This window comes from Bradyrhizobium australiense, from assembly GCF_013114825.1.
Classification (GTDB): domain Bacteria; phylum Pseudomonadota; class Alphaproteobacteria; order Rhizobiales; family Xanthobacteraceae; genus Bradyrhizobium; species Bradyrhizobium australiense.
The window spans coordinates 1-18,298 of the sequence record NZ_JAAVLX010000004.1 but is presented as its reverse complement, the minus strand read 5'-3'; the positions used below and the strand labels follow the sequence as shown (position 1 = coordinate 18,298).

Genomic DNA, 18,298 nt, shown 5'->3' with positions numbered 1-18,298 from the left:
CTCATACTCGCGGCACCGCAATTTCGATCGTTCGGTTCTCCGCCGATCGATCCAAGACGATGAAGTTCGCGTTGCTGCTTGCGAGCGGCACTTGTTGCGGACCAATCGTTTTCTCGTCATCGAGGTCCAGGATATCTGGCGCGCGCGGATCAACAGCAAACCCGCCACGCGTACCCTTCAGATTAGCGCGGCATGGATCAGTCATCGGCACGGCAACGCCGCTTTGTAAAGCGCGCTGCGCGGTCTGAACCGGCATCTCGGCGTCATCGTACTGCCGTGCAATCCGCACCATGCCTTCGTGGTCGCGGAACCGCGCTGAGCGCATCATGAAGATCGTTTGCATCGGCGGCCGCGGCTCGATCGCCGAGACCGGCTCAGCGGTCGCTTTCGACGCCGGGATCGGCGCAACGCCGTCGCGGATTGCGTCTACCATGCAGCGAAGCTCTTGCATCACAAATGCAGCGGCAACTTCGACTTGCGCTTGTCCGTTGCGAACGAAAGTCGCCATTTGCGTGGCCTCGAACTGATGGTGGATTACCTCCAACGAATTAGCAAGACGCCGACCGGCGTCCAGGTAGTCCGGCAACGCCCGCTCGACCGCATCGAGATTGCGTCCAAGCTCCTCGCTCGCGGCCTTGCGCGCGGCGGCCGCTCGTTCGGCTGCGATCCGCTGCTCGCTGTCGGCGATCTGCGCTTGCACCTCCCCGAGCGCATCGAGGTAACCGTCGCGCGTCACGGCGCAAGCAGCGACCGCCGCCTCCAGTTTCGCGCGAACCTTGTCATCGGCATCGAGATCGGCTTCGAGATGATGGCGCTGGAGCTTAGATTTCGCTTCCAGAAACGCCGCGTCCGCTGCTGCATGGCGGCCGCTCAAGTTCTCGGCGCGACTGCGGAGCGCCGCCAGTTCGGTGTCAAAGTTTTCCATGAGGGATTTTCTTCGGAAGAATGTTGCCATGCCGAGAAACCTAGAGACGCCGGGCTGATTTGCGAAGGGTCGACCTGTGGCGTGCGCCAACGCACGAGCGATTGTTGTGGAGCGCACCAAAAATGGAGGCGCGGGGCGCTGCCGCCTGTGCCGTGATCGCGGCCGAAGCTCTAGGCAAGTTTCGCTTGGTTGACCAACGGATGCGCCATGCAAGCAGCGTCAGCTTTCGGCAGTTGCGGACAACGCTTGGCGTGCGCTGGCGGCAGCTTTGGGCCAGCAGCAGACTCCACAAGACGCACTTTTACCCCGGTTTCACTTCGCCCGCTTGAATACCAGGTCGAGCGTTATTCCAGCAGGTGTGCGCGGGTTGGTTAACCTCAACTCCTCGTCGGTAATAGATGTGACGATCCGGCGCTGATTGGGGGCGCTGACCAGATTAGGAAACGAGCTCGTCTCGACGTTGGCGTGGACCGTCTTTGTGCTCTCGTCCACTGTGTAAGTCCCGGTATAAGCAACGACGCCCGACGCGATGGCCATGGCCTCGTCCGGCGTCGGACGTGCAGGATCGCCTGACGCATACTTCGGAGCGTCGGTTCTCACCGTGATGAAGTGGAATCGGCCATCGCCTGTGTAGGTCACCGCACCCTGCAAGCTCGGCCGCTGCACGGCGCTGCCATCTTCACGCTTGCCTGTACTGGATACGTAAATCCAAGTGCCGACCAGTTGATCTTTGAGCGACTTTCCCTGCGCCACTCCGCTGTTCGGGAAAGCAAAGCAAGAAATCAATGCGATAGTACAGAAGCCAAGCGCAAAACGTCCGCTCATAAGAAGCCCTCCCTTTTTACCAACGTCAGTCCACTAACGCTAAGCGGGTTCCTGATTGTCTGCAACGGGTCAAAACCCGAACGGCGCTTCTGGGTCTACAATTCCGGTTTCGCCAAGTGCGGACATGATCTGCGAGACTATTGCCTACAATCTGCTTATGCCGCGCAGGTTTCCTGACGAAACCCTACACGCAGGTTGAAGACCTCAGCCTGCCGCACGCTGCGGCACCGCAAGCGGCTCCTGTGGCCGCGCCCAGCCTTCATATTTTCGCGCCCGCTCCTCGGCGTGCTGGCGCACATGCGGACCACGACGCCGGTCGATCTTGCCCTGCTCAAGATCGTCGAGCAGTTCCAATTTGCCGACCATCCACCGGTTCGCAAATTTGATACCAAGCGGGTGGTTCGTTCCGGCGGTCAACTCACACTGCTTGCGGATTTTTTCGTCGGAGCACTCAGCAACGTCGGCCGCCTGCTCAAGGGTTAACAGCTCGCCACGGAGAATACGGGCAACTACACTGCTTTCGGGTTCGAGCTGCCGCAGACAGGCTGCAAGCCGCGCAGCGTTCGCGGTGAGCCGGTCAAGCTCGGCGGCCAGCGATTTCGGATCGTCGGTCATCACTCCGCTCCTTCCGCCAAAACGGCCCAGCATTCATCTAGGCTCCATTCACACGGCCGCTCGAAGTTGCGCAAGGCCAGCCGGAAATGCTGGTCACAGCGCAATGAAGCGCGCAATTCGTCCTCGCGACGTGCGCGAGCATCGGCGCGCATAGTCTTATCCAGTTCGACGAGCACGACCATCAACCTGCGTGCCTCACGGCGCCGCTCTTCTAGGTCGCGCAGGTGGCCGAGCCCCTGACAGCCGGTATCGAACTCCTCAAAGAGCGCGTCCAGCGTCGTATGAACAGGCGCTGCGTTATGCCGCCCGAGATGTCGATCCACAGCTTCAATGATCGTCTTCATCCGCCAACGCGGCTGCTTCTTTTCGTAGCCCTCGGGCTCCACGTGACGCAAAGCGCGGCGCACGGTTTGCCGGTCAAGTTCCAGCAGGTCCGCCGCGCCGAAGGCAGAAACCAGTTTCAAGTTGAACTCCTTCTGTTGTTGTTGTTGCCTTTGGAATTTGCTGGGGCTGGCCGTACCGGGGGCGGCCGCGCTCCCCCCCCGCATATCGGGGGCGAGACAGGGACCCCGGAAGCGCGGCCAGCTCCTGGGGCCAGCCAGCGAAGCGGATCAGGAGCCTGAACCACTTGCACTGGTTCTTCCTCCCTTCTTGAAAACTCATGGGAAAAATACGGTCTCCTACAATTCTCTCTAGATAGTGGTGACACTGGTGAAGTGGTGATTATGCCTGCGGCGCAGCGGTTTCCGGCATCACCACTGCGTCGGCGGCGACTGGTGCGTGGCGCTTGAAAGTGGTGACGTTGCTGTCCGGCTCGGCTTCGGCGGCCTTCTTGGCTGCATCGATCACCACTTGCCGGGCATCCTGCTCGGCTTCATCACCACTCGGAGGGCGCACATACACCCAAGGACGCTTGATCACCTCCTTGCCCTGCACCGTGTTCTTGATGGTGACCTGCTTCCGCGACCAGCCCAGCCGCTTCATGCAGCGGGCGACCCGGTTCATGGCGGCCTGATCCCAGGCCACCTCATTAAGACCAATGTCCCGGAACACGTGTTCAATCTTGACTTGGTAGGCAGGATGATCCGGCGGCTGGTGCAGGCGGCTGTCGAGATAATCGGCAATCAACGGCTCCCATGGGTCTGCTTGGAAGCGGGCTTCCTGTTCCTGCTCGGCTGTTGCAGCAGCAGCCTTGCCGGTATCCGTGCCGGTGAACCACCACGGCACACCGGCGTCGTACAGAATGCGAGCCTCGGCCCACAGCATGTCGCGGTCGCGCTGCAAGCCTTCGATATCGATATTGGTCGCCTTAACCGGCAGAAACCGGCGCGCGCCAGTCGCGTCCTTGAGGTAACTACTCTCGTTAGTGGTTCCGATGAGGACGCATTCACGCGCGCGTTCGATCACGCGCCGACCATAAGGCGGACGGAAGCGGTCGTCCGTGCGCGAGATGAACGCCTTGATCTTGGACACCTCTGCCTTGCTCATCGCATCGAGTTCGCCAATCTCGATGCACCACACACCGGCGACCTGCATCGATGCGTCCTTGCTTCCGAGATCGCTAATGTCGTCGGTGAACCATGGGTAGAACAGCGTCTTGATCGCGGTCGATTTCATCAAGCCCTGCGGGCCTTCGATGATCGGCACGGTATCGACCTTGCAGCCGGGCTGGAAAATCCGCGCGACTGCGCTGATCATCATGTTGCGACCGACTAGCTTGGTGTATTCGGACTGCTCGGCACCGAAATAGGTCGATAGCATCGTGTCGAGCCGGAACATGCTGTCGTGCTCAACGCTGTTGAGATAGTCCTGCACCGGGTGATAGCTGCGGTCCCGCGCCACCAGCTCGACGGCCTGCGCCATCACCGCAGGCGTCACCGCAATGGCTTCCTTGGTCTGCAGCCAGTGCGTCGCCGCGAGATCGTCCTGCTCAGTCCACGGTCGCGGCTGGAAATTTGCCGCGTCGATGAAAGACTGCCATGGTGGCACATCCATGAGCATGCTCTGATGCGCGAAGACGTCGAATGCCAGAATGCCTTGCCAGCATTGGGCGCCGCGCAGCGCGATCACCGCATTCGCGAAGAGCGGTTTGGGAATGCCGTTCTTGGCGACGATCAGTTCAGCTCGCCAATCCATGGTGCGTGCGTTCACGAGCGCACCCGTGCATTGTATGCGAGATCCGCATAGGTGCGAGCCGTCTCTTTGGTGAAAGCAAAACGCTGACCCAGCCGTCGTGCTTGCAGATCGTGCGCTGCTGCCTGTTGCGGCGACACTTCGCGGAATTGCGCCTCATCGTCTTGCGCGCGCGCAGATGTGCTGTTATAGAATTTGGACATTGAGTGTTCCTACGTGATTTGGAGAGGGCGGCTGTCGGGGCCGCCTTTTCTGCGACTAGGCGGCGCGGGCCGCCATGCGCGCATCGGGCAGCGAATTCAGAAACGCTTCGACGCTTTCGAGCTCGACGATCGTTTTGCCGTCAAGCTTCTTCGCCTTGATCAGGCCGCGATTGATGAGATCGTGTCCCTTGGTATTGCCAACGCCCAAGATGCTGAATGCCACCTTGCGCGGCACGTAGCGGTTGCGCTGGGTAGGGGCGATGAGTTCTTCGGTCTGCATGTCTTGATCCCGTTCGTTGGCCGCATCCGCGGCGGTTCAGTGGGACCAATCAAAACTGAAAAGGACGCGGCTGGATAACCGGGTGAATATCCGTTATTTCGCTTGGTCGATCAGCCGCCACCGAATGTGGGTGCGGAACCTATCGTCAAAGGCGGCGCCGAAGTCGGCGAGGGGGCCGGTGGTTTCCCCCGTATGCCGGTTGTCGGTGACCGTGCGGCGTCCGCAAAGGTCCACAACCGCCGCGCGGACTATATTCGCGAGAGCTTTCGCTTCTCCGTTCGATTTGTTGCCTTGGCGGTCGGCGGCGGGCGCCACCTCCAGCTCGCGGCGAACACGCCTTATCTCGTGGAGGACATCCTCCGGCCTAGGCCCGATCAACGCGCTGCCTTCAATGCCTAGGTCTTGGGGCTTGGCGCGGGTGAAGCCAACCTTGCGGGGTCCAGTCTCGTCGGCATGCAGATCGCGGTATTGCCGAACGACGGGACCCCATTCCGGGCGCCAGATCAGCCGCCGCACTTCCAGCGAAGTTGCGGACCATGCTTTGATCCAACGCGTAGGGCCCGACAGCGCGGCACGTTCGAGGCGCTCCAGTTCACTTGCGGGCCCTTCGGATTCGGTGGTGCGCTTGCTGGTGGTAAATCCATCCTTGATGCTACCCGCGAGGTTGAGGGGGCCTAGCTCGCGAGCTCGAAGCGCGGTCAGGCGATACGCGATCTCCCGCGCGTGCTGGACGATGACGTTATCGGAACGGCCCTCGCTGTTGATCTTGACCAGCTCGTTGATCAGCCAATCTACGTCGGGGGGCACAAGACCGGGTTTGTGGTCCTCGGAAACAGGCCGTGGACCTGCACGATCAACCCGCGCGGCCATCTCGTTGACGACCCAGTCACCGCTCCAGTCAGCGCCTTTGGCGGTCACGCGCGCCAATCCGCTACAATCTTGACGCCGTGGCCGTCGCGAACCACATTCTCTCGAAGCACGTCAATCTTGTCCGCCCAGAACTGCATCAGTTCGATCCGCTCGGGCAGGCGGTCATCGCGGTCATAAACCGCGCGGGTCGAAGCGTCGAGACGATCCTGCTGCATTTCGATCAGCTCGCGCTCAAACCGGCGGCGGCCGTTGACCCGCTCGCGATTGAGCAGTGTCGAGGCGGTCGAGCGAAAGCCATGGGCGCAATGACTGCCCTTATAGCCGAGCCCATGCAGAGCATAGTTCAGCGTGTTCTCACTGATCGTGCGGCCGTCGCCACGGCCCGGGAAGAGATATTCGCCATCGCCCGTGATCTTGTGCAACTCGCGCAACAACGCGACCGCTTGGCGCGAGAGTGGGACGATATAGTCGTCCACTGACTTGCCCGCCTCTGACCGCTCGGTCGCCATCTTCAATCCCTCGAATGGCACCACCCAGAGCGCCTTCTTGAGATCGAAGTGCGCCCATTTAGCGGTGGCAATAGTGCCCGGGCGCACGAAGGTGAGGGCGAGCAATTCGAGGGCGTGGCCGGTCAGGTTGTCGCCGCGGCCTTCATAAATCTCGATCTTGCGCAGAAGATGACCGAATTTGACGGGGTCCGTGATCGCCGGGCGGTGCTTCTCCTTGTGCTTGGCGAAACCTGCCTCGAAGTCGATGTCGGCGAAAGGAGAGGGGCGATCCTTGGGCCACATGCCGTGGGCCTTGGCGCAAGAGATGATCTTGCGGGCCGCCGAGATCAGGCGAATACGGGTTGGATGGTTGACCGCCTTGAGCAGTGGCAAAAGATGACCCAGTTCGATTTGATCCATGGTCGCCTTGGCAAAACCGGGCGCGATCCCTTTGCCTTCTTTGAGATAACGGACCATGCGCGCATCCCGGTCGTACCGCTTGCTCTTCTTGCCTTCAGGCGGTTTGCGGGTGTCGAGCCATTCGTCCGCGGCCTTCGAGAAGGTCTTTTCGCGAAGCGCGGCTTGCGCCTCTGCGGCCTGCTGCTCGGCTTGCCGCGCCGCTGCGGGGTCAGTCCCGCCCTGCAGTTTGATCTTTGCGTCTTGGTGGGCCTTTCGAGCAGCCGCGAGCTTAACGGCTGGATACTGTCCGAGTGAAAGCAGCTTCTCCTTTCCCTCGAACGTATACTTATAGCGCCAGAGCATCGAACCGTTTGGATTGACGAGGAGGTACAGCCCCCCACCATCAGTCAGCTTGTACGGCTTCTCGCGGGACTTGACGTGCCGCAACGTTGTATCGGTCAAAGCAAATTTCAGCTTCATGTTCCCACCTGCCCGCGTCGTCGGGGGTATTGACAGAACACATCGGCAACGAATGTCGGGGATACCCCGGCCGATACCCCGGAAAATCTGCCGATGTTCGCGAACGGACGCGAACCGCCGCGACCCGCAGCTAGGCAGGAAGTGCTTGATTTGCAAAGGGCTAAGGGGAGGGAGCGAACGAGTGCGAACGCAAAAGAACGGATGAGAACATCCAATTGGCTCCCCGGGCTGGATTCGAACCAGCGACCATTCGATTAACAGTCGAATGCTCTACCGCTGAGCTACCGAGGAATAGGCGAAACAAAGGTTCGCGAGCGGGCAGCGTATAACAAAGCCTTTCGGGCTTGCAAAGGACCAAATCGCAGGCTGCGCACTTGCTTGAAGCAGGGCCTGAAAGTCTCCGTACTATAACGAGTTGTCGCCGTTTTGTCCCCCCGGGGCAGACGGCGGACGGAACCGGATGCTTGCAATTGCGTCATCTAGACGGGCGCTGGAACGGGCCGCCAATTCGACTCAATCGGTCCGAAGGCTCTGTCATGCCGGGTTTCACGGGAGCTGATTCGATGTCAACCATTTCGACCGATTCGATCCGCGCGCCTTCGATCGTTCCGAGCGACGTTGCCGCCCTGAGCGACGACGAATGCGTACTTCGGCTAGTTCAAGCCATTGAAGAGCATGATACCGAGCATCTGGACGAGGTCGCGCGGTTGATCGCCCGGCTTGCCGTTACGATCGAGTAGGCGGCCTTTCCCTACCAGCGGCGGTGGTTCGCAATAGGCGCCCGCATGTTGCGTTTTGCCGGAGCTTGTACCAAAGATGGCCCGGTTTCAGCTCTCGCTTCCAGTTCTCTTGCGGCAACGCCGCATGCTTTCAGGGTCTTAGCCTATGTCCGGTTTTGCGGCCGCGCGCCAGAAAATGGTCGATGGTCAGGTGCGTCCAAGCGACGTGACCGATATCCGAATTATCGATGCCATGCTGGCGGTGCCGCGCGAGGCTTTCGTTCCCAAAAACAAGCAGGCGCTGGCCTACCTGGACCTCGATCTCGATGTCAGCGAGGCTGGCTCGTCGGCCAAGCGCTTCCTGATCAAGCCGGCCGTGCTGGCGAAGATGCTGCAGGCGGCCGAGATCAAGCAGACCGATCGCGTCCTCGTGGTCGGCTGTGCCACCGGATACGCCGCCGCCGTGATTGCCCGGCTGGCGCACCAGGTGACGGCGACGGAGAGCGAATCGGCGCTGGCGGCGAAGGCGCAGGCGAGTCTGGCTGACAATGGCTGTGGAAACGTCGTGGTCCGGACGGCGGCGCCGGCCGATGGAGACCCGGCGAACGCACCCTACGATGTCATCGTGCTGAACGGCGCCACCGAGATCGTGCCGGAGCAGCTCTACGGGCAGCTGCGAAATGGCGGCCGATTGGTGGGCGTTTTTGCAACATCGCGGCCCGCACGGGCCACCCTCGTGACCTGTTCGCACGGCGATTTCGGTCACAGGACGCTGTTCGATGCCGTTGCCCCGGTGCTGCCCGGCATGGAACTTGTTCCGGCCTTCGTTTTCTAGCCTTTCAGCCGCTTCCAAGCCCAATAATCGCCCTCCGGGCTACCTAAATCCTCTTCGAAATCAGAAGTGTGGCCCGATTGCCCCACGTGAAGAGTTTCGACGGTGTTTGCTTGCGGGGTAGTTCCGTCCGGCTTACGCGCGGACTAAGGTGAGCCGGGACTCACTTCGAGTGAAGCGACGTTCGGTTAATGATCGTGGTGCAATCATGGTTATTGGCCGGGCAACCAAAATGATCGGATTGCTTGGGATGCGTGGGGTGAAGGCATTTGCCGGGGCCGCGGCTTCGGCCCTTCTATTGGTGTGCATGGGGCCGACGCCCGTCTTAGCCGATACGATCGAGGCTGCGCTGGTGCGCGCCTATCAGAACAATCCGCAGCTCAACGCTCAGCGCGCGCAGGTGCGCGTCACCGACGAAAACGTGCCGCAGGCGCTGTCGGGCTACCGGCCGAGAGTCGCGGTCACGGCAAGCGCGGGATACCAATATACGGACACGCTGAGCACACAGGGCGGCAACGCCAACGTCCTGGTGAAAACCAATATTCACGGCACCAATCCACCACGCAGCGTCGGCGCCACCATCACGCAAACGCTCTTCAACGGGCAGCAGACCGCGAACAGGACCAGGGCCGCGGAGGGCCAGGTCTCCGGCGCGCGCGAAGCGCTGCGGTCACTCGAGCAAACCGTCTTGCTCAGCGGCGCGACGATTTACATGGACTATCTGCGGGATTCCGCGATCGTCGAGGTGCAGAAGAGCAACGTTCGCGTGCTCGAGCAGACGCTGAAACAGACGCGCGACCGCTTCAATGTCGGCGAAGTCACCCGCACTGACGTGGCGCAGTCGGAAGCCCAGCTTGCCGCCGGCAGGACGCAGCTCCTGACCGCGGAAGCCAATCTGACGACGACGCGCTCGAACTTCCGACGCATCATCGGCAACGAGCCGGAAGCGCTAGCGCCGGGCTCGCCGGTCGACCGCTTCCTGCCGTCGACGCTGCCGGCCGCTGTCGAGCTCGGCCTGACGCAAAATCCGAACGTTACCGCGGCGATGTTCGGCATCGATGTCAGCTATCTCCAGGTCAAGGTGGCCGAAGGCGCGCTGTTGCCGACGGTCACACTGCAGGCCGCGGTGCAGCAGTCCTACGAGCAGAGCCTGATCCAGTACCGCTCGTTCGGCGCATCACTGACCACGCAGCTTTCGGTGCCGATCTATCAGGGCGGCGCTGAATATTCACTGATCCGCCAGTCCAAGGAAACGGTGGCGCAGCAGCGCCTCGTTCTCGACCAGACTCGGGACCAGACCCGCGCCAACGTGGTCACCGCATGGGGACAGCTCGTCGCCGGCAAGGCGCAGGTCGCCTCCGCTCAGGCGCAGGTGCAGGCGTCGGAAATCGCGCTGAACGGCGTGCGCGAGGAGGCCAAGGCCGGACAGCGCACCACGCTCGACGTGCTCAACGCGCAGCAGGCGCTGGTGAATGCGCGCGTTGCGCTCGTCACCGCCCAGCATGACCGCGTGGTCGCGTCATACTCCGTGCTGAACACGATTGGACGGCTGTCGCCGCAGGTGCTGAACCTGCCCACCACGGTTTACGACCCGAGCGTGCACTACCATCAGGTGCGCGATAGCTGGGCCGGCGTTCGCACACCGGACGGCCGCTGACATCCGACTTATGATTCCCGCGCAGGCGGGACGAATATCACCGCCCGGCGCCTGAAGCGCCGGGCGGTTTGCTTGCAATCATTTGCGGCCATGACGTACCGTTTCCGGGGCGAGCTGAGCGATTCGCGCCGCGTCTTTGCATCTCACAGACGCGCGTCGGGTTGCGTTTTGAGGGGAAGCAGACCTCCCGCGCGATGCCGCGGGCGGGCTTGATCTGGGGACAAGTCAGGCTTGTGCGATGAAAATCCCAGCCTGCATATCCGGAACCGGCATTCCTTCGTGGCTTTGGTGTAAAATGGTTTCGATGTGGAGTCGGAGATGACGCAACCTGCAAAGGTCCAAGAGCCCTCGATGGAGGAGATTCTGGCGTCGATCCGTCGCATCATTGCCGACGACGAGGCAAAGCCTGCCGCTGCCAAGCCGGAGGCCGCCGCGGCGCCGCCACCGAAGCCGGTGATGAAGGATATCCCGCCGTCGGCGATTGCTCCCCCGCCGAAACCGGCTCCCGCGCCGAAGCCGGCCGCCCCGCCACCTGCGCCTGAACCAGCCGTTAGCAACAACAGCCAGGACGATATCGACGCGATGCTGGCGAGCCTTGATGCAGCGACGCCAGAGGCCGAGATAAGGCCGGCGCAACCCGAGGCCGACGTGTTCGAACTCACTGACGAGATGGCGGTGCCGGATCCGGCGCCACCGAAAGCGTCCTTCAACAAGATCGAGCCGGAGGACGACATCGAGTTCAGCGAATCCAGCAGGGGACGGCAGCCGGTTCACGAGCCGCCGTCGTTCGAAAACGTGGCACCTCAGCAGCCGATCTTGTCGCGCTCGACCGTTTCCGCGGTTGAATCCGCCTTCAATTCGCTGGCCAATACCGTGCTGAGCAATAACGCGCGGACGCTGGAAGATCTGGTCAAGGAGATGCTGCGGCCAATGCTGAAATCCTGGCTCGATGACAATCTGCCGGGATTGGTGGAGCGGATCGTCAAGGCCGAAATCGAGCGGGTTTCGCGCGGGCGCTAGCTCCAGGCGGCCCCGGCGGCCGCCGCTCGGGATCCTACAGGACATTCAAACCGGCGTTATCGTGGCTTCCTGCTGCCCCGGACTGAGTTGTCAGGTTGACTTGAGGCGCTGTGGCGGCTTTCTAGGGGCCGGCCCGGCGCCGATCACATCAGAACCGGGCGCTACCACTTTGATTTGATGCGTATTCTCTAAGCGGACCGGCGACGGCTTGCTCGAGAACGCCCCCCGACATCCCAATTGCAGTGCCATGATCGATAAAAACTATCAGCCCGCCGATATCGAGAGCCGCATGTCCCGGATCTGGGAGGAAAGCGGCGCGTTCAAGGCCGGCCGCTCGGAACGGAAAGATGCCGCGCCGTTCACCATCGTGATCCCGCCGCCCAACGTGACGGGCTCGCTGCATATGGGCCACGCGCTGAACAACACGCTGCAGGACATTCTCTGCCGCTTCGAGCGGATGCGCGGCCGCGACGTGCTTTGGCAGCCCGGCACGGACCATGCGGGGATCGCGACCCAGATGGTGGTCGAGCGCCAATTGATGGAACAGCAGGAGCACCGGCGCGACCTCGGCCGCGCCAAATTCCTTGAGCGCGTCTGGCAATGGAAGGCCGAGAGCGGCGGCACCATCGTCAACCAGTTGAAGAGGCTGGGCGCCTCCTGCGACTGGTCGCGCGAGCGCTTTACGATGGACGAAGGCCTGTCGCGCGCCGTCGTGAAGGTGTTCGTTCAACTGCACCGCGAAGGCCTGATCTACAAGGACAAGCGGCTGGTCAACTGGGATCCGAAGCTGGTGACCGCGATCTCCGATCTCGAGGTGCAGCAGGTCGAGATCAAGGGCAGTCTCTGGTATCTGCGTTATCCGATCGAGGGCAAGACTTTTAGCCCCGACGATCCCTCGACTTTCATCGTGGTGGCGACGGTGCGGCCCGAGACGATGCTCGGCGATACCGCTGTTGCGGTGCATCCGGAGAACGAGCGTCTCGGGCACCTGATCGGCCAGCACGTCCTCCTGCCGCTGGTCGGCCGCCGCATCCCGATCATCGGCGACGATTACGCTGATCCCGAAAAGGGATCGGGTGCGGTCAAAATCACGCCGGCGCACGATTTCAACGACTTCGAAATTGGCAAGCGTCACGGCCTGCCGCAGATCAACGTGTTCGATCGGGAGGGCTGTCTCGCTCTCGTCGACAACGAGGATTATCTGCGCGGATTGCCGGAAGGCGCGAGCCAGCTTGCCGAAGAGTTGCACAAGGTCGAGCGCTTCGCCGCGCGCAAGCAGATCGTGGCACGGCTGGAGGATTTCGGTTTCCTGGACAAGGTCGAGCCGTACACGCATATGGTGCCGCATGGCGACCGTTCCAACGTCGTCATCGAGCCCTATCTGACCGACCAGTGGTATGTCGACGCCAAGACCATGGCGCAGCCGGCCATCGCGGCCGTGCGCTCGGGTGCGACCAGCTTCGTGCCGAAGAACTGGGAAAAGACCTATTTCGATTGGATGGAAAACATCCAGCCCTGGTGCATCTCGCGCCAGCTCTGGTGGGGCCACCAGATTCCGGCCTGGTACGGGCCTGACGGCAAGGTGTTCGTCGCCGAGACCGAAGACGAGGCGGTCGGCAACGCGCTCGGCTATTACGTCGAGCAGGAAGTCATCACGCCGGAGCAGGGGCGCGAGATGGCGCAGGACCCTGCCAAGCGCGAGGGTTTTATCACGCGCGATGAGGACGTGCTCGACACCTGGTTCTCCTCCGGTCTGTGGCCGTTCTCGACGCTTGGCTGGCCCGACGATACGCCGGAAGTGAAGCGCTATTACCCGACCAACGTCCTCGTCACGGGATGGGACATCATCTTCTTCTGGGTCGCCCGGATGATGATGATGGGCCTGCATTTCATGAAGGATGCGCCGTTCTCGACGGTCTACATCCACCGCCTGGTTCGCGACGAGAAGGGCGCGAAGATGTCGAAGTCGAAAGGCAACGTCATCGATCCCCTGGGCGTGATCGACGATTTCGGTGCGGACGCGCTTCGCTTCGCGTTGGCGCGCGGCGCGGCCCATAGCCACGACATCAAGCTCTCGCCGCAACTGGTCGAAACCAACCGCAATTTTGCGACCAAACTCTGGAACGCCTGCCGCTTTGCCGAGATGAACGGCTGCGAGCAGCCCGCAGGCTTCGAGCCGAAAACGGCAAAGGAAACCCTGAACCGCTGGATCGCGCATGAGACCTCGCGGGCCACGCGCGAGGTCACCGAGGCGATCGAGGGCTATCGCTTCAACGATGCGACGAATGCGATCTATCGTTTCGTCTGGAACGTCTATTGCGACTGGTATCTCGAACTCGCAAAGCCGGTGCTGATAGGCGAGGAGGGGGCGGCGAAGGTCGAAACCCGCGCGATGATCGCCTGGGCGCGCGACGAGATCCTCAAATTGCTGCATCCGTTCATGCCGTTCATCACCGAGGAACTCTGGGCCGTGACGGCCAAGCGTGACGGCCTGCTGGTGCTGGCCGAGTGGCCGCGCAAGGCGCCGGCTCCACTGCCGGCAGAACTGGCTGCCATCGTTAAGCCGGCGCCCAGCGATCCTGAAATCGTCGCGGTTCTTGAAGCGTTCGCCAATGCTGACGAAGATTTCAGCGATCCCGCCGCTGAGGCCGAAATCGGCTGGGTGGTCGATCTCGTCACCGCGATCCGCTCGGTGCGCTCGGAAATGAACATCCCGCCGGCGACGCTGATCCCGGTCGTGCTGTCGGGTGCGTCTGCGGAGACGAAAGAGCGTGCGCAGCGCTGGAACGACATCGTCAAACGTTTGGCACGGCTAGCCGAGATTTCGTTCTCCGACCGCCCGCCGGAAGGCGCGGTGCAGTTGCTGGTGCGCGGCGAAGTGGTGGCGCTGCCGCTGAAGGGCGTGATCGATCTGTCGGCCGAAAAGGCCCGGCTCGACAAGGAGATCGTCAAGGCCGACGCCGACATCAAGCGCGTCGACGCCAAGCTCGGCAACGAGAAATTCGTCGCGAACGCGCCCGAAGAGATCGTCGAAGAGGAAAAGGAAAAGCGCGAAGCGGCGGTAGCGCGCAAGACAAAACTGCAGGAAGCGCTGGAGCGATTGAAGCTGGCGTCCTGACGCAAGGCGCTGAGTTATCCGCGTCATTGCGAGGAGCGAAGCGACGAAGCAATCCACTATCTGTTATGCGGCGATATGGATTGCTTCGCTGCGCTCGCAATAACGACGGAGGTTCTCAGTTATCATCGAGGAACTCATCGATGCTCGACCACGTCTCCATCACGGTATCCGATTTCGCCGCCGCTGAGCGCTTCTACGACGCGATCATGAAAGCGCTCGAAATTGTCAAGGTCGGCCGCAGCGACCGCTGGCTCGGCTATGGCGAACGGGCCGACGCCGAGCATGCGGATCGCGTCTACCTCGCCATCTACAGGGGTGCGAAGCCGGACGAGGCCTCCAGCCGCCACTGGTGCTTCAAGGCAAAATCGCGAACCGAGGTCGATGCGTTCTGGCGCGCCGGCATCGCCGCTGGCGGCACCGACGACGGCCTGCCGGGCCTTCGTCACTATCATGCCGCCTATTACGGAGCGTTCCTGCGCGATCCCGATGGCAACAAGGTCGAGGCCGTGTGTCACCGTGCGGTCTAGCCGCTCGATGCGTTGTCTTCGGCATCGAGCGACTGTCGCCGCAAGTCTCACACAAACAGAAAATCGCTGGCGTGCAGCTGGCTCATTGTCTTGTTCTGAATCTCGATCGTGTTGTTGGCGTCGACGGTGATCACGACGCTGGTGCCAACCTCGGCCATGTGCGATTGGAGCGCGCTGAAGTCGGCAAACACGGTCTTGTCGAACTGAATGATGTCCTGCACGCCATCGGTGTTCTGGAAGTCGGCAACGGTATCCTTGCCGAAGCCAGGAGCGAACACGAAGGCATCGTTGGCGGCGCCACCGGCCAGATAGTCGTTTCCGCCGCCGCCAGTCAGCCGGTCGTTGCCGCTGCCGCCATACAAAAACTCGCTGCCGGTGCCGCCCTGCAACCTATCGTTGCCGTCGTCTCCGAACATTTGTGTCGCCGCGGTGCCGCCTTTGAGCTGATCATCACCGGCGTTGCCATGCATCGTGTCCAGTCCGCCGCCGCCGGAGAGATAGTCGTTGCCGTCACCGCCGTTCATGACATTGGCGGCGCCGCTGCCATAGAGCTGATCCTTGCCGCTGCCGCCGTCGAGCAGGGCGCCGGTATCGCCGGTGCTGGCCTTGATGACGTCGTTGCCGTCGTCGCCATTGAGCTGATCGGTCGCCGTGGTGATTCCGGCGCCGCTGTTCATCGTGTCGTCGTCCGCGCCGCCGTGGATCACATCCGCGCCGGGGCCGCCGTTGATGGTGTCGTTGCCCGCGCCACCCTGGATCATGTCCGTTCCGGCACCGCCGCTGATCACATCATTGCCTGGGCCTCCTTCCAGATAGTCATCATCCGTCGACGAGCCGAAGAACAGGTCCTGGTGGCCGGTCATGTCATAGTGGATGGACTTGTTCTGGTAGAGGTTCCACGTCCCCGGCGAACTCGGATTGACGCCTTCCGACACGGCAAGATGCTCGCCGTTCACGGTGATGTCCTTGATATAAAGGTTGCGGTCGCCATTGGCGTTAGCGACATCGTTAATGAAGGCGAGATCGAGACTGGAGACGGTAGCCGGGTTGGCGAATGTGAATGTAAAGGTCTGGAAACCCGATGCGTCGGTCGCGCCGTGGAATTCGACTGTGTTGCCGACCTGCTGTCCGTTGATCAGGAGCTGCATTTTGGCGCCGACGCCGTCGACGACGGAGCTGTAGCCCGTCACCGTGACTGACGTCTCCGTGAGCTTCGGGATTGTATCGGGGCCGCCGGTAATAGTGTCGTCGCCCCCGCCTGCCTTGATCGTGTCGTTGCCGACCCCGCCCGACAGCACGTCGTTGCCGCCGCCGACATCCATCAAGTCGGCAGACGGAGAGCCCGTTAGTGTCTGGCCCGGCGGCTGGTGCTGACCTCCGTACCATTCAGTAATCAACTCCTGTGCAGGCTTTCCTTCGGGCGAGTAGCCGATCGGCGAGTATTTGTTGTTCGTATCCCAGTTCCAGATCGAGGCGCCCCTGAACCAGCTTCCGCCTTCCGACCCCCACACCTGAAAGAAGGCGTTGAAGGCATCGTATTGCTCCTGAACATCCTGCGTCGTGCCTTCGGCCCAGCCGCCGGGGCTGATATTGGTTCCGTCGACACTGCGATAGCCGGTCTCAGTGAAGAACACCTGCTTATCGTACTGCAAGGCAAGGGAATGGAAGAAATCGACCGGCGACATGTGGTTCATCACCTTCGCCCAGTAGTCGTCGGTCGACATGCTGTTCCACGCATTGACCATCTCTTCGACGGTCGGATCGGTTGTCGTCGTCAGCGGCGGATAGGCGTTGATTCCGATGACATCAACCTTGTCCCAAAAGCTGACATTGATGGCTTCGTCGGTTGCAGCTGCATAGGTGATCTCGCCGTGGAACACGGCGCGTATCGAATCGATGAGGTCGACCCAGTAGCTTCGATATTGCGCTCCGGAGAGTTTGCCCAGCTCATTGCCGATCACAAGCATGCTGACGCCTGCTTGTTCGGCGATTTCAGCCATGTGAACCATTTGGTTCTTGTAAGAAGCAAAGAATGCGGCGGGATCGCTCGGATTGAGCACGTATGCAAGCGAGCCATCGAGGGCCGAGACCATGGGCTTCAGCGTGACCGAAAGGCCGAGCGCCTGCGCATTTGCCGCCGCCTGAAGAATATTGGCGTCGCTCTCGGTCTTGCCGGGATCGGCGACAACGTCATTCGACGTCCTGGTTTGGATAAAGAGCCGCGGAGCGAGCTCGATCGAGTTTGCATTGGTGCCCGCGATCGCCTGCATGGCGGCGAGCGCGGAAGTGGCGACGAACGCACCATTGTAGTTGGAGAGAAATCCAAATCCCTGAACAGGAAATACGCCCGCCATCGTGCAGCTCCGTTTCTTCTTCAGTTTCTATTTGCTGCCTGATGACTCATTGGTTCCGCAAACGCACCGGCTGCGTGTTCCCCGCGTTTTCAACGCGCACAATTTCTGAGCACTCCACGAGCGCACAGCGAAGCAGCACGCGACGGATACGCCTTCACCGTGGGCGTGTCGTGACAGGATTGAGTCGTTGTTGCGATTGTTGAAGGAGTGGTGCGCATCGTTACGACAATTGCAGATGCGCTCCGTGGTCTAAACGGCGAATGGATCGATAGACTAAGAATGCGCAGTGCGTAGTTGCTGCAACGGATCATGTGTTGATTCGAGCTTGTTCCGATATAGTCACTTAACTCTTGGCCCGTGGTTTCGGGCCGCGCTGGCGGGCTTGAGAACGCGCTGCATCTTGCGCTCGATGTCGCTGTGCTCATGCTACTCACCTGCTGGAGGTAGCGGATTCATGAGCCTCTCGGCTGCGCCAGGGCGCGTGAACGTGATCGCAGGGCGGTTTTGCCGTGAGTGAACACAGCGCTCAGGACGTACGGCGCTCAACCGCCTCCGTCGGTACTTTGGCTGGCGAGCACTTGGCTGGTTGAAGTCTCTGGCAGGGGAAGCTGCGTACGGCAAAACCGTGTGGTCCTGGCACCCGTGGCTGGTGTCAAGCTGGCGGAGGCTTGCAGCACTCAACCGAGTCATGCGAGCCGCAATTCGTCAGTGATGGAGGCAAAAGAAATTCGTCTCCAGGGAGAGCCCGGCATAAGCTGTCAAACCATTGCGCAGGGAATGCCGGGCTGCTCCGCCACAGCGTACTGGATACCCCGCATTCGCGGGGTATGACAATCGAGTGTTGCGTCGCAAT

General features: G+C 61.4%; 17 protein-coding genes and 1 tRNA gene. 7 read left to right on the top strand and 11 right to left on the bottom strand.

Annotated features, from left to right (window positions below; genetic code table 11):
* Position 1 precedes the first annotated feature (1 nt).
* Entirely contained in the window at positions 2-343 is a 342-nt protein-coding gene (locus HCN58_RS12040) for a hypothetical protein (RefSeq protein ID WP_171579606.1), read from the bottom strand.
* Between HCN58_RS12040 and HCN58_RS12035 the strand changes: the two genes are divergently transcribed.
* Positions 338-1,081, top strand: coding sequence for a hypothetical protein (locus HCN58_RS12035; RefSeq protein ID WP_171579605.1), 744 nt, complete (start codon positions 338-340; stop codon positions 1,079-1,081). The two genes, HCN58_RS12040 and HCN58_RS12035, sit on opposite strands and share 6 nt — an antisense overlap.
* 156 nt (positions 1,082-1,237) lie before the next feature.
* Here HCN58_RS12035 and HCN58_RS12030 read toward each other — a convergent pair whose 3' ends face one another.
* From HCN58_RS12030 to HCN58_RS11990, 9 genes are all read right to left on the bottom strand, one after another.
* Positions 1,238-1,750 carry a lipocalin-like domain-containing protein gene (locus HCN58_RS12030; RefSeq protein ID WP_171579604.1) on the bottom strand — a complete coding sequence of 171 codons (513 nt, stop codon included), beginning with the start codon at positions 1,748-1,750 and terminating at the stop codon, positions 1,238-1,240.
* A gap of 204 nt (positions 1,751-1,954) precedes the next feature.
* Positions 1,955-2,365, bottom strand: a complete 411-nt coding sequence (locus HCN58_RS12025; RefSeq protein WP_171579603.1) for a hypothetical protein — start codon at positions 2,363-2,365, stop codon at positions 1,955-1,957.
* A complete protein-coding gene (locus HCN58_RS12020) occupies positions 2,365-2,829 on the bottom strand; it encodes a hypothetical protein (protein ID WP_171579602.1) in 465 nt (154 codons plus the stop codon). Before HCN58_RS12020 ends, HCN58_RS12025 begins: the two co-directional genes overlap by 1 nt.
* 259 nt (positions 2,830-3,088) lie before the next feature.
* On the bottom strand, positions 3,089-4,516 hold the full coding sequence (locus HCN58_RS12015; protein WP_171579601.1) for a virulence-associated E family protein: 1,428 nt from the start codon (positions 4,514-4,516) through the stop codon (positions 3,089-3,091).
* Positions 4,513-4,701 carry a hypothetical protein gene (locus tag HCN58_RS12010; RefSeq protein WP_171579600.1) on the bottom strand — a complete coding sequence of 63 codons (189 nt, stop codon included), beginning with the start codon at positions 4,699-4,701 and terminating at the stop codon, positions 4,513-4,515. Before HCN58_RS12010 ends, HCN58_RS12015 begins: the two co-directional genes overlap by 4 nt.
* Positions 4,702-4,756: 55 nt before the next feature.
* On the bottom strand, positions 4,757-4,981 hold the full coding sequence (locus tag HCN58_RS12005; protein WP_171579599.1) for a hypothetical protein: 225 nt from the start codon (positions 4,979-4,981) through the stop codon (positions 4,757-4,759).
* A gap of 93 nt (positions 4,982-5,074) precedes the next feature.
* Positions 5,075-5,899: a hypothetical protein gene (locus HCN58_RS12000; protein ID WP_171579597.1), complete on the bottom strand. Its 825-nt coding sequence runs from the start codon at positions 5,897-5,899 to the stop codon at positions 5,075-5,077.
* Positions 5,896-7,218 (bottom strand): tyrosine-type recombinase/integrase, encoded by a 1,323-nt coding sequence (locus HCN58_RS11995; protein WP_171579596.1) that lies wholly within the window; start codon positions 7,216-7,218, stop codon positions 5,896-5,898. The genes HCN58_RS12000 and HCN58_RS11995 overlap by 4 nt, the downstream gene beginning before the upstream one ends.
* 216 nt (positions 7,219-7,434) lie before the next feature.
* A tRNA-Asn gene (locus HCN58_RS11990) sits at positions 7,435-7,509 on the bottom strand.
* 272 nt (positions 7,510-7,781) lie between these two features.
* Between HCN58_RS11990 and HCN58_RS11985 the strand changes: the two genes are divergently transcribed.
* The 6 genes from HCN58_RS11985 (at position 7,782) to HCN58_RS11960 (ending at position 15,091) form a co-directional block, all read left to right on the top strand.
* A complete protein-coding gene (locus HCN58_RS11985; RefSeq protein WP_171579595.1) occupies positions 7,782-7,958 on the top strand; it encodes a hypothetical protein in 177 nt (58 codons plus the stop codon).
* A gap of 145 nt (positions 7,959-8,103) precedes the next feature.
* Positions 8,104-8,772, top strand: a complete 669-nt coding sequence (locus tag HCN58_RS11980) for a protein-L-isoaspartate O-methyltransferase family protein (RefSeq protein WP_171579594.1) — start codon at positions 8,104-8,106, stop codon at positions 8,770-8,772.
* Positions 8,773-9,019: 247 nt separating this feature from the next.
* Positions 9,020-10,426, top strand: coding sequence for a TolC family outer membrane protein (locus HCN58_RS11975; RefSeq protein WP_171580340.1), 1,407 nt, complete (start codon positions 9,020-9,022; stop codon positions 10,424-10,426).
* 318 nt (positions 10,427-10,744) lie between these two features.
* The gene (locus HCN58_RS11970) at positions 10,745-11,446 is read left to right on the top strand and encodes a PopZ family protein (RefSeq protein WP_171579593.1); all 702 of its coding nucleotides are present in this window, start codon (positions 10,745-10,747) and stop codon (positions 11,444-11,446) included.
* Between the two features lie 247 nt (positions 11,447-11,693).
* Complete coding sequence (locus HCN58_RS11965) at positions 11,694-14,564, top strand: valine--tRNA ligase (protein ID WP_171579592.1); 2,871 nt, start codon at positions 11,694-11,696, stop codon at positions 14,562-14,564.
* A 140-nt stretch (positions 14,565-14,704) separates the two neighbouring features.
* Positions 14,705-15,091: a VOC family protein gene (locus HCN58_RS11960; RefSeq protein WP_171579591.1), complete on the top strand. Its 387-nt coding sequence runs from the start codon at positions 14,705-14,707 to the stop codon at positions 15,089-15,091.
* A gap of 47 nt (positions 15,092-15,138) precedes the next feature.
* Here the strand turns inward: HCN58_RS11960 and HCN58_RS11955 are convergent, their stop codons facing one another.
* Positions 15,139-17,445 (bottom strand): glycoside hydrolase family 113, encoded by a 2,307-nt coding sequence (locus HCN58_RS11955; RefSeq protein WP_171579590.1) that lies wholly within the window; start codon positions 17,443-17,445, stop codon positions 15,139-15,141.
* Between the last annotated feature and the right edge of the window lie 853 nt (positions 17,446-18,298).

Bases quoted from the DNA above. Each gene is read 5' to 3' on its own strand.
- HCN58_RS11955 (WP_171579590.1), bottom strand. From the start codon at position 17,445: ATGGCGGGCGTATTTCCTGTTCAGGGATTTGGATTTCTCTCCAACTAC.
- HCN58_RS12030 (WP_171579604.1), bottom strand. From the start codon at position 1,750: ATGAGCGGACGTTTTGCGCTTGGCTTCTGTACTATCGCATTGATTTCT.
- HCN58_RS11975 (WP_171580340.1), top strand. From the start codon at position 9,020: ATGCGTGGGGTGAAGGCATTTGCCGGGGCCGCGGCTTCGGCCCTTCTA.
- HCN58_RS11995 (WP_171579596.1), bottom strand. From the start codon at position 7,218: ATGAAGCTGAAATTTGCTTTGACCGATACAACGTTGCGGCACGTCAAG.
- HCN58_RS12025 (WP_171579603.1), bottom strand. From the start codon at position 2,365: ATGACCGACGATCCGAAATCGCTGGCCGCCGAGCTTGACCGGCTCACC.
- HCN58_RS11965 (WP_171579592.1), top strand. From the start codon at position 11,694: ATGATCGATAAAAACTATCAGCCCGCCGATATCGAGAGCCGCATGTCC.
- HCN58_RS12010 (WP_171579600.1), bottom strand. From the start codon at position 4,701: ATGTCCAAATTCTATAACAGCACATCTGCGCGCGCGCAAGACGATGAG.
- HCN58_RS12005 (WP_171579599.1), bottom strand. From the start codon at position 4,981: ATGCAGACCGAAGAACTCATCGCCCCTACCCAGCGCAACCGCTACGTG.
- HCN58_RS11970 (WP_171579593.1), top strand. From the start codon at position 10,745: ATGACGCAACCTGCAAAGGTCCAAGAGCCCTCGATGGAGGAGATTCTG.
- HCN58_RS11980 (WP_171579594.1), top strand. From the start codon at position 8,104: ATGTCCGGTTTTGCGGCCGCGCGCCAGAAAATGGTCGATGGTCAGGTG.
- HCN58_RS11985 (WP_171579595.1), top strand. From the start codon at position 7,782: ATGTCAACCATTTCGACCGATTCGATCCGCGCGCCTTCGATCGTTCCG.
- HCN58_RS11960 (WP_171579591.1), top strand. From the start codon at position 14,705: ATGCTCGACCACGTCTCCATCACGGTATCCGATTTCGCCGCCGCTGAG.
- HCN58_RS12040 (WP_171579606.1), bottom strand. From the start codon at position 343: ATGCAAACGATCTTCATGATGCGCTCAGCGCGGTTCCGCGACCACGAA.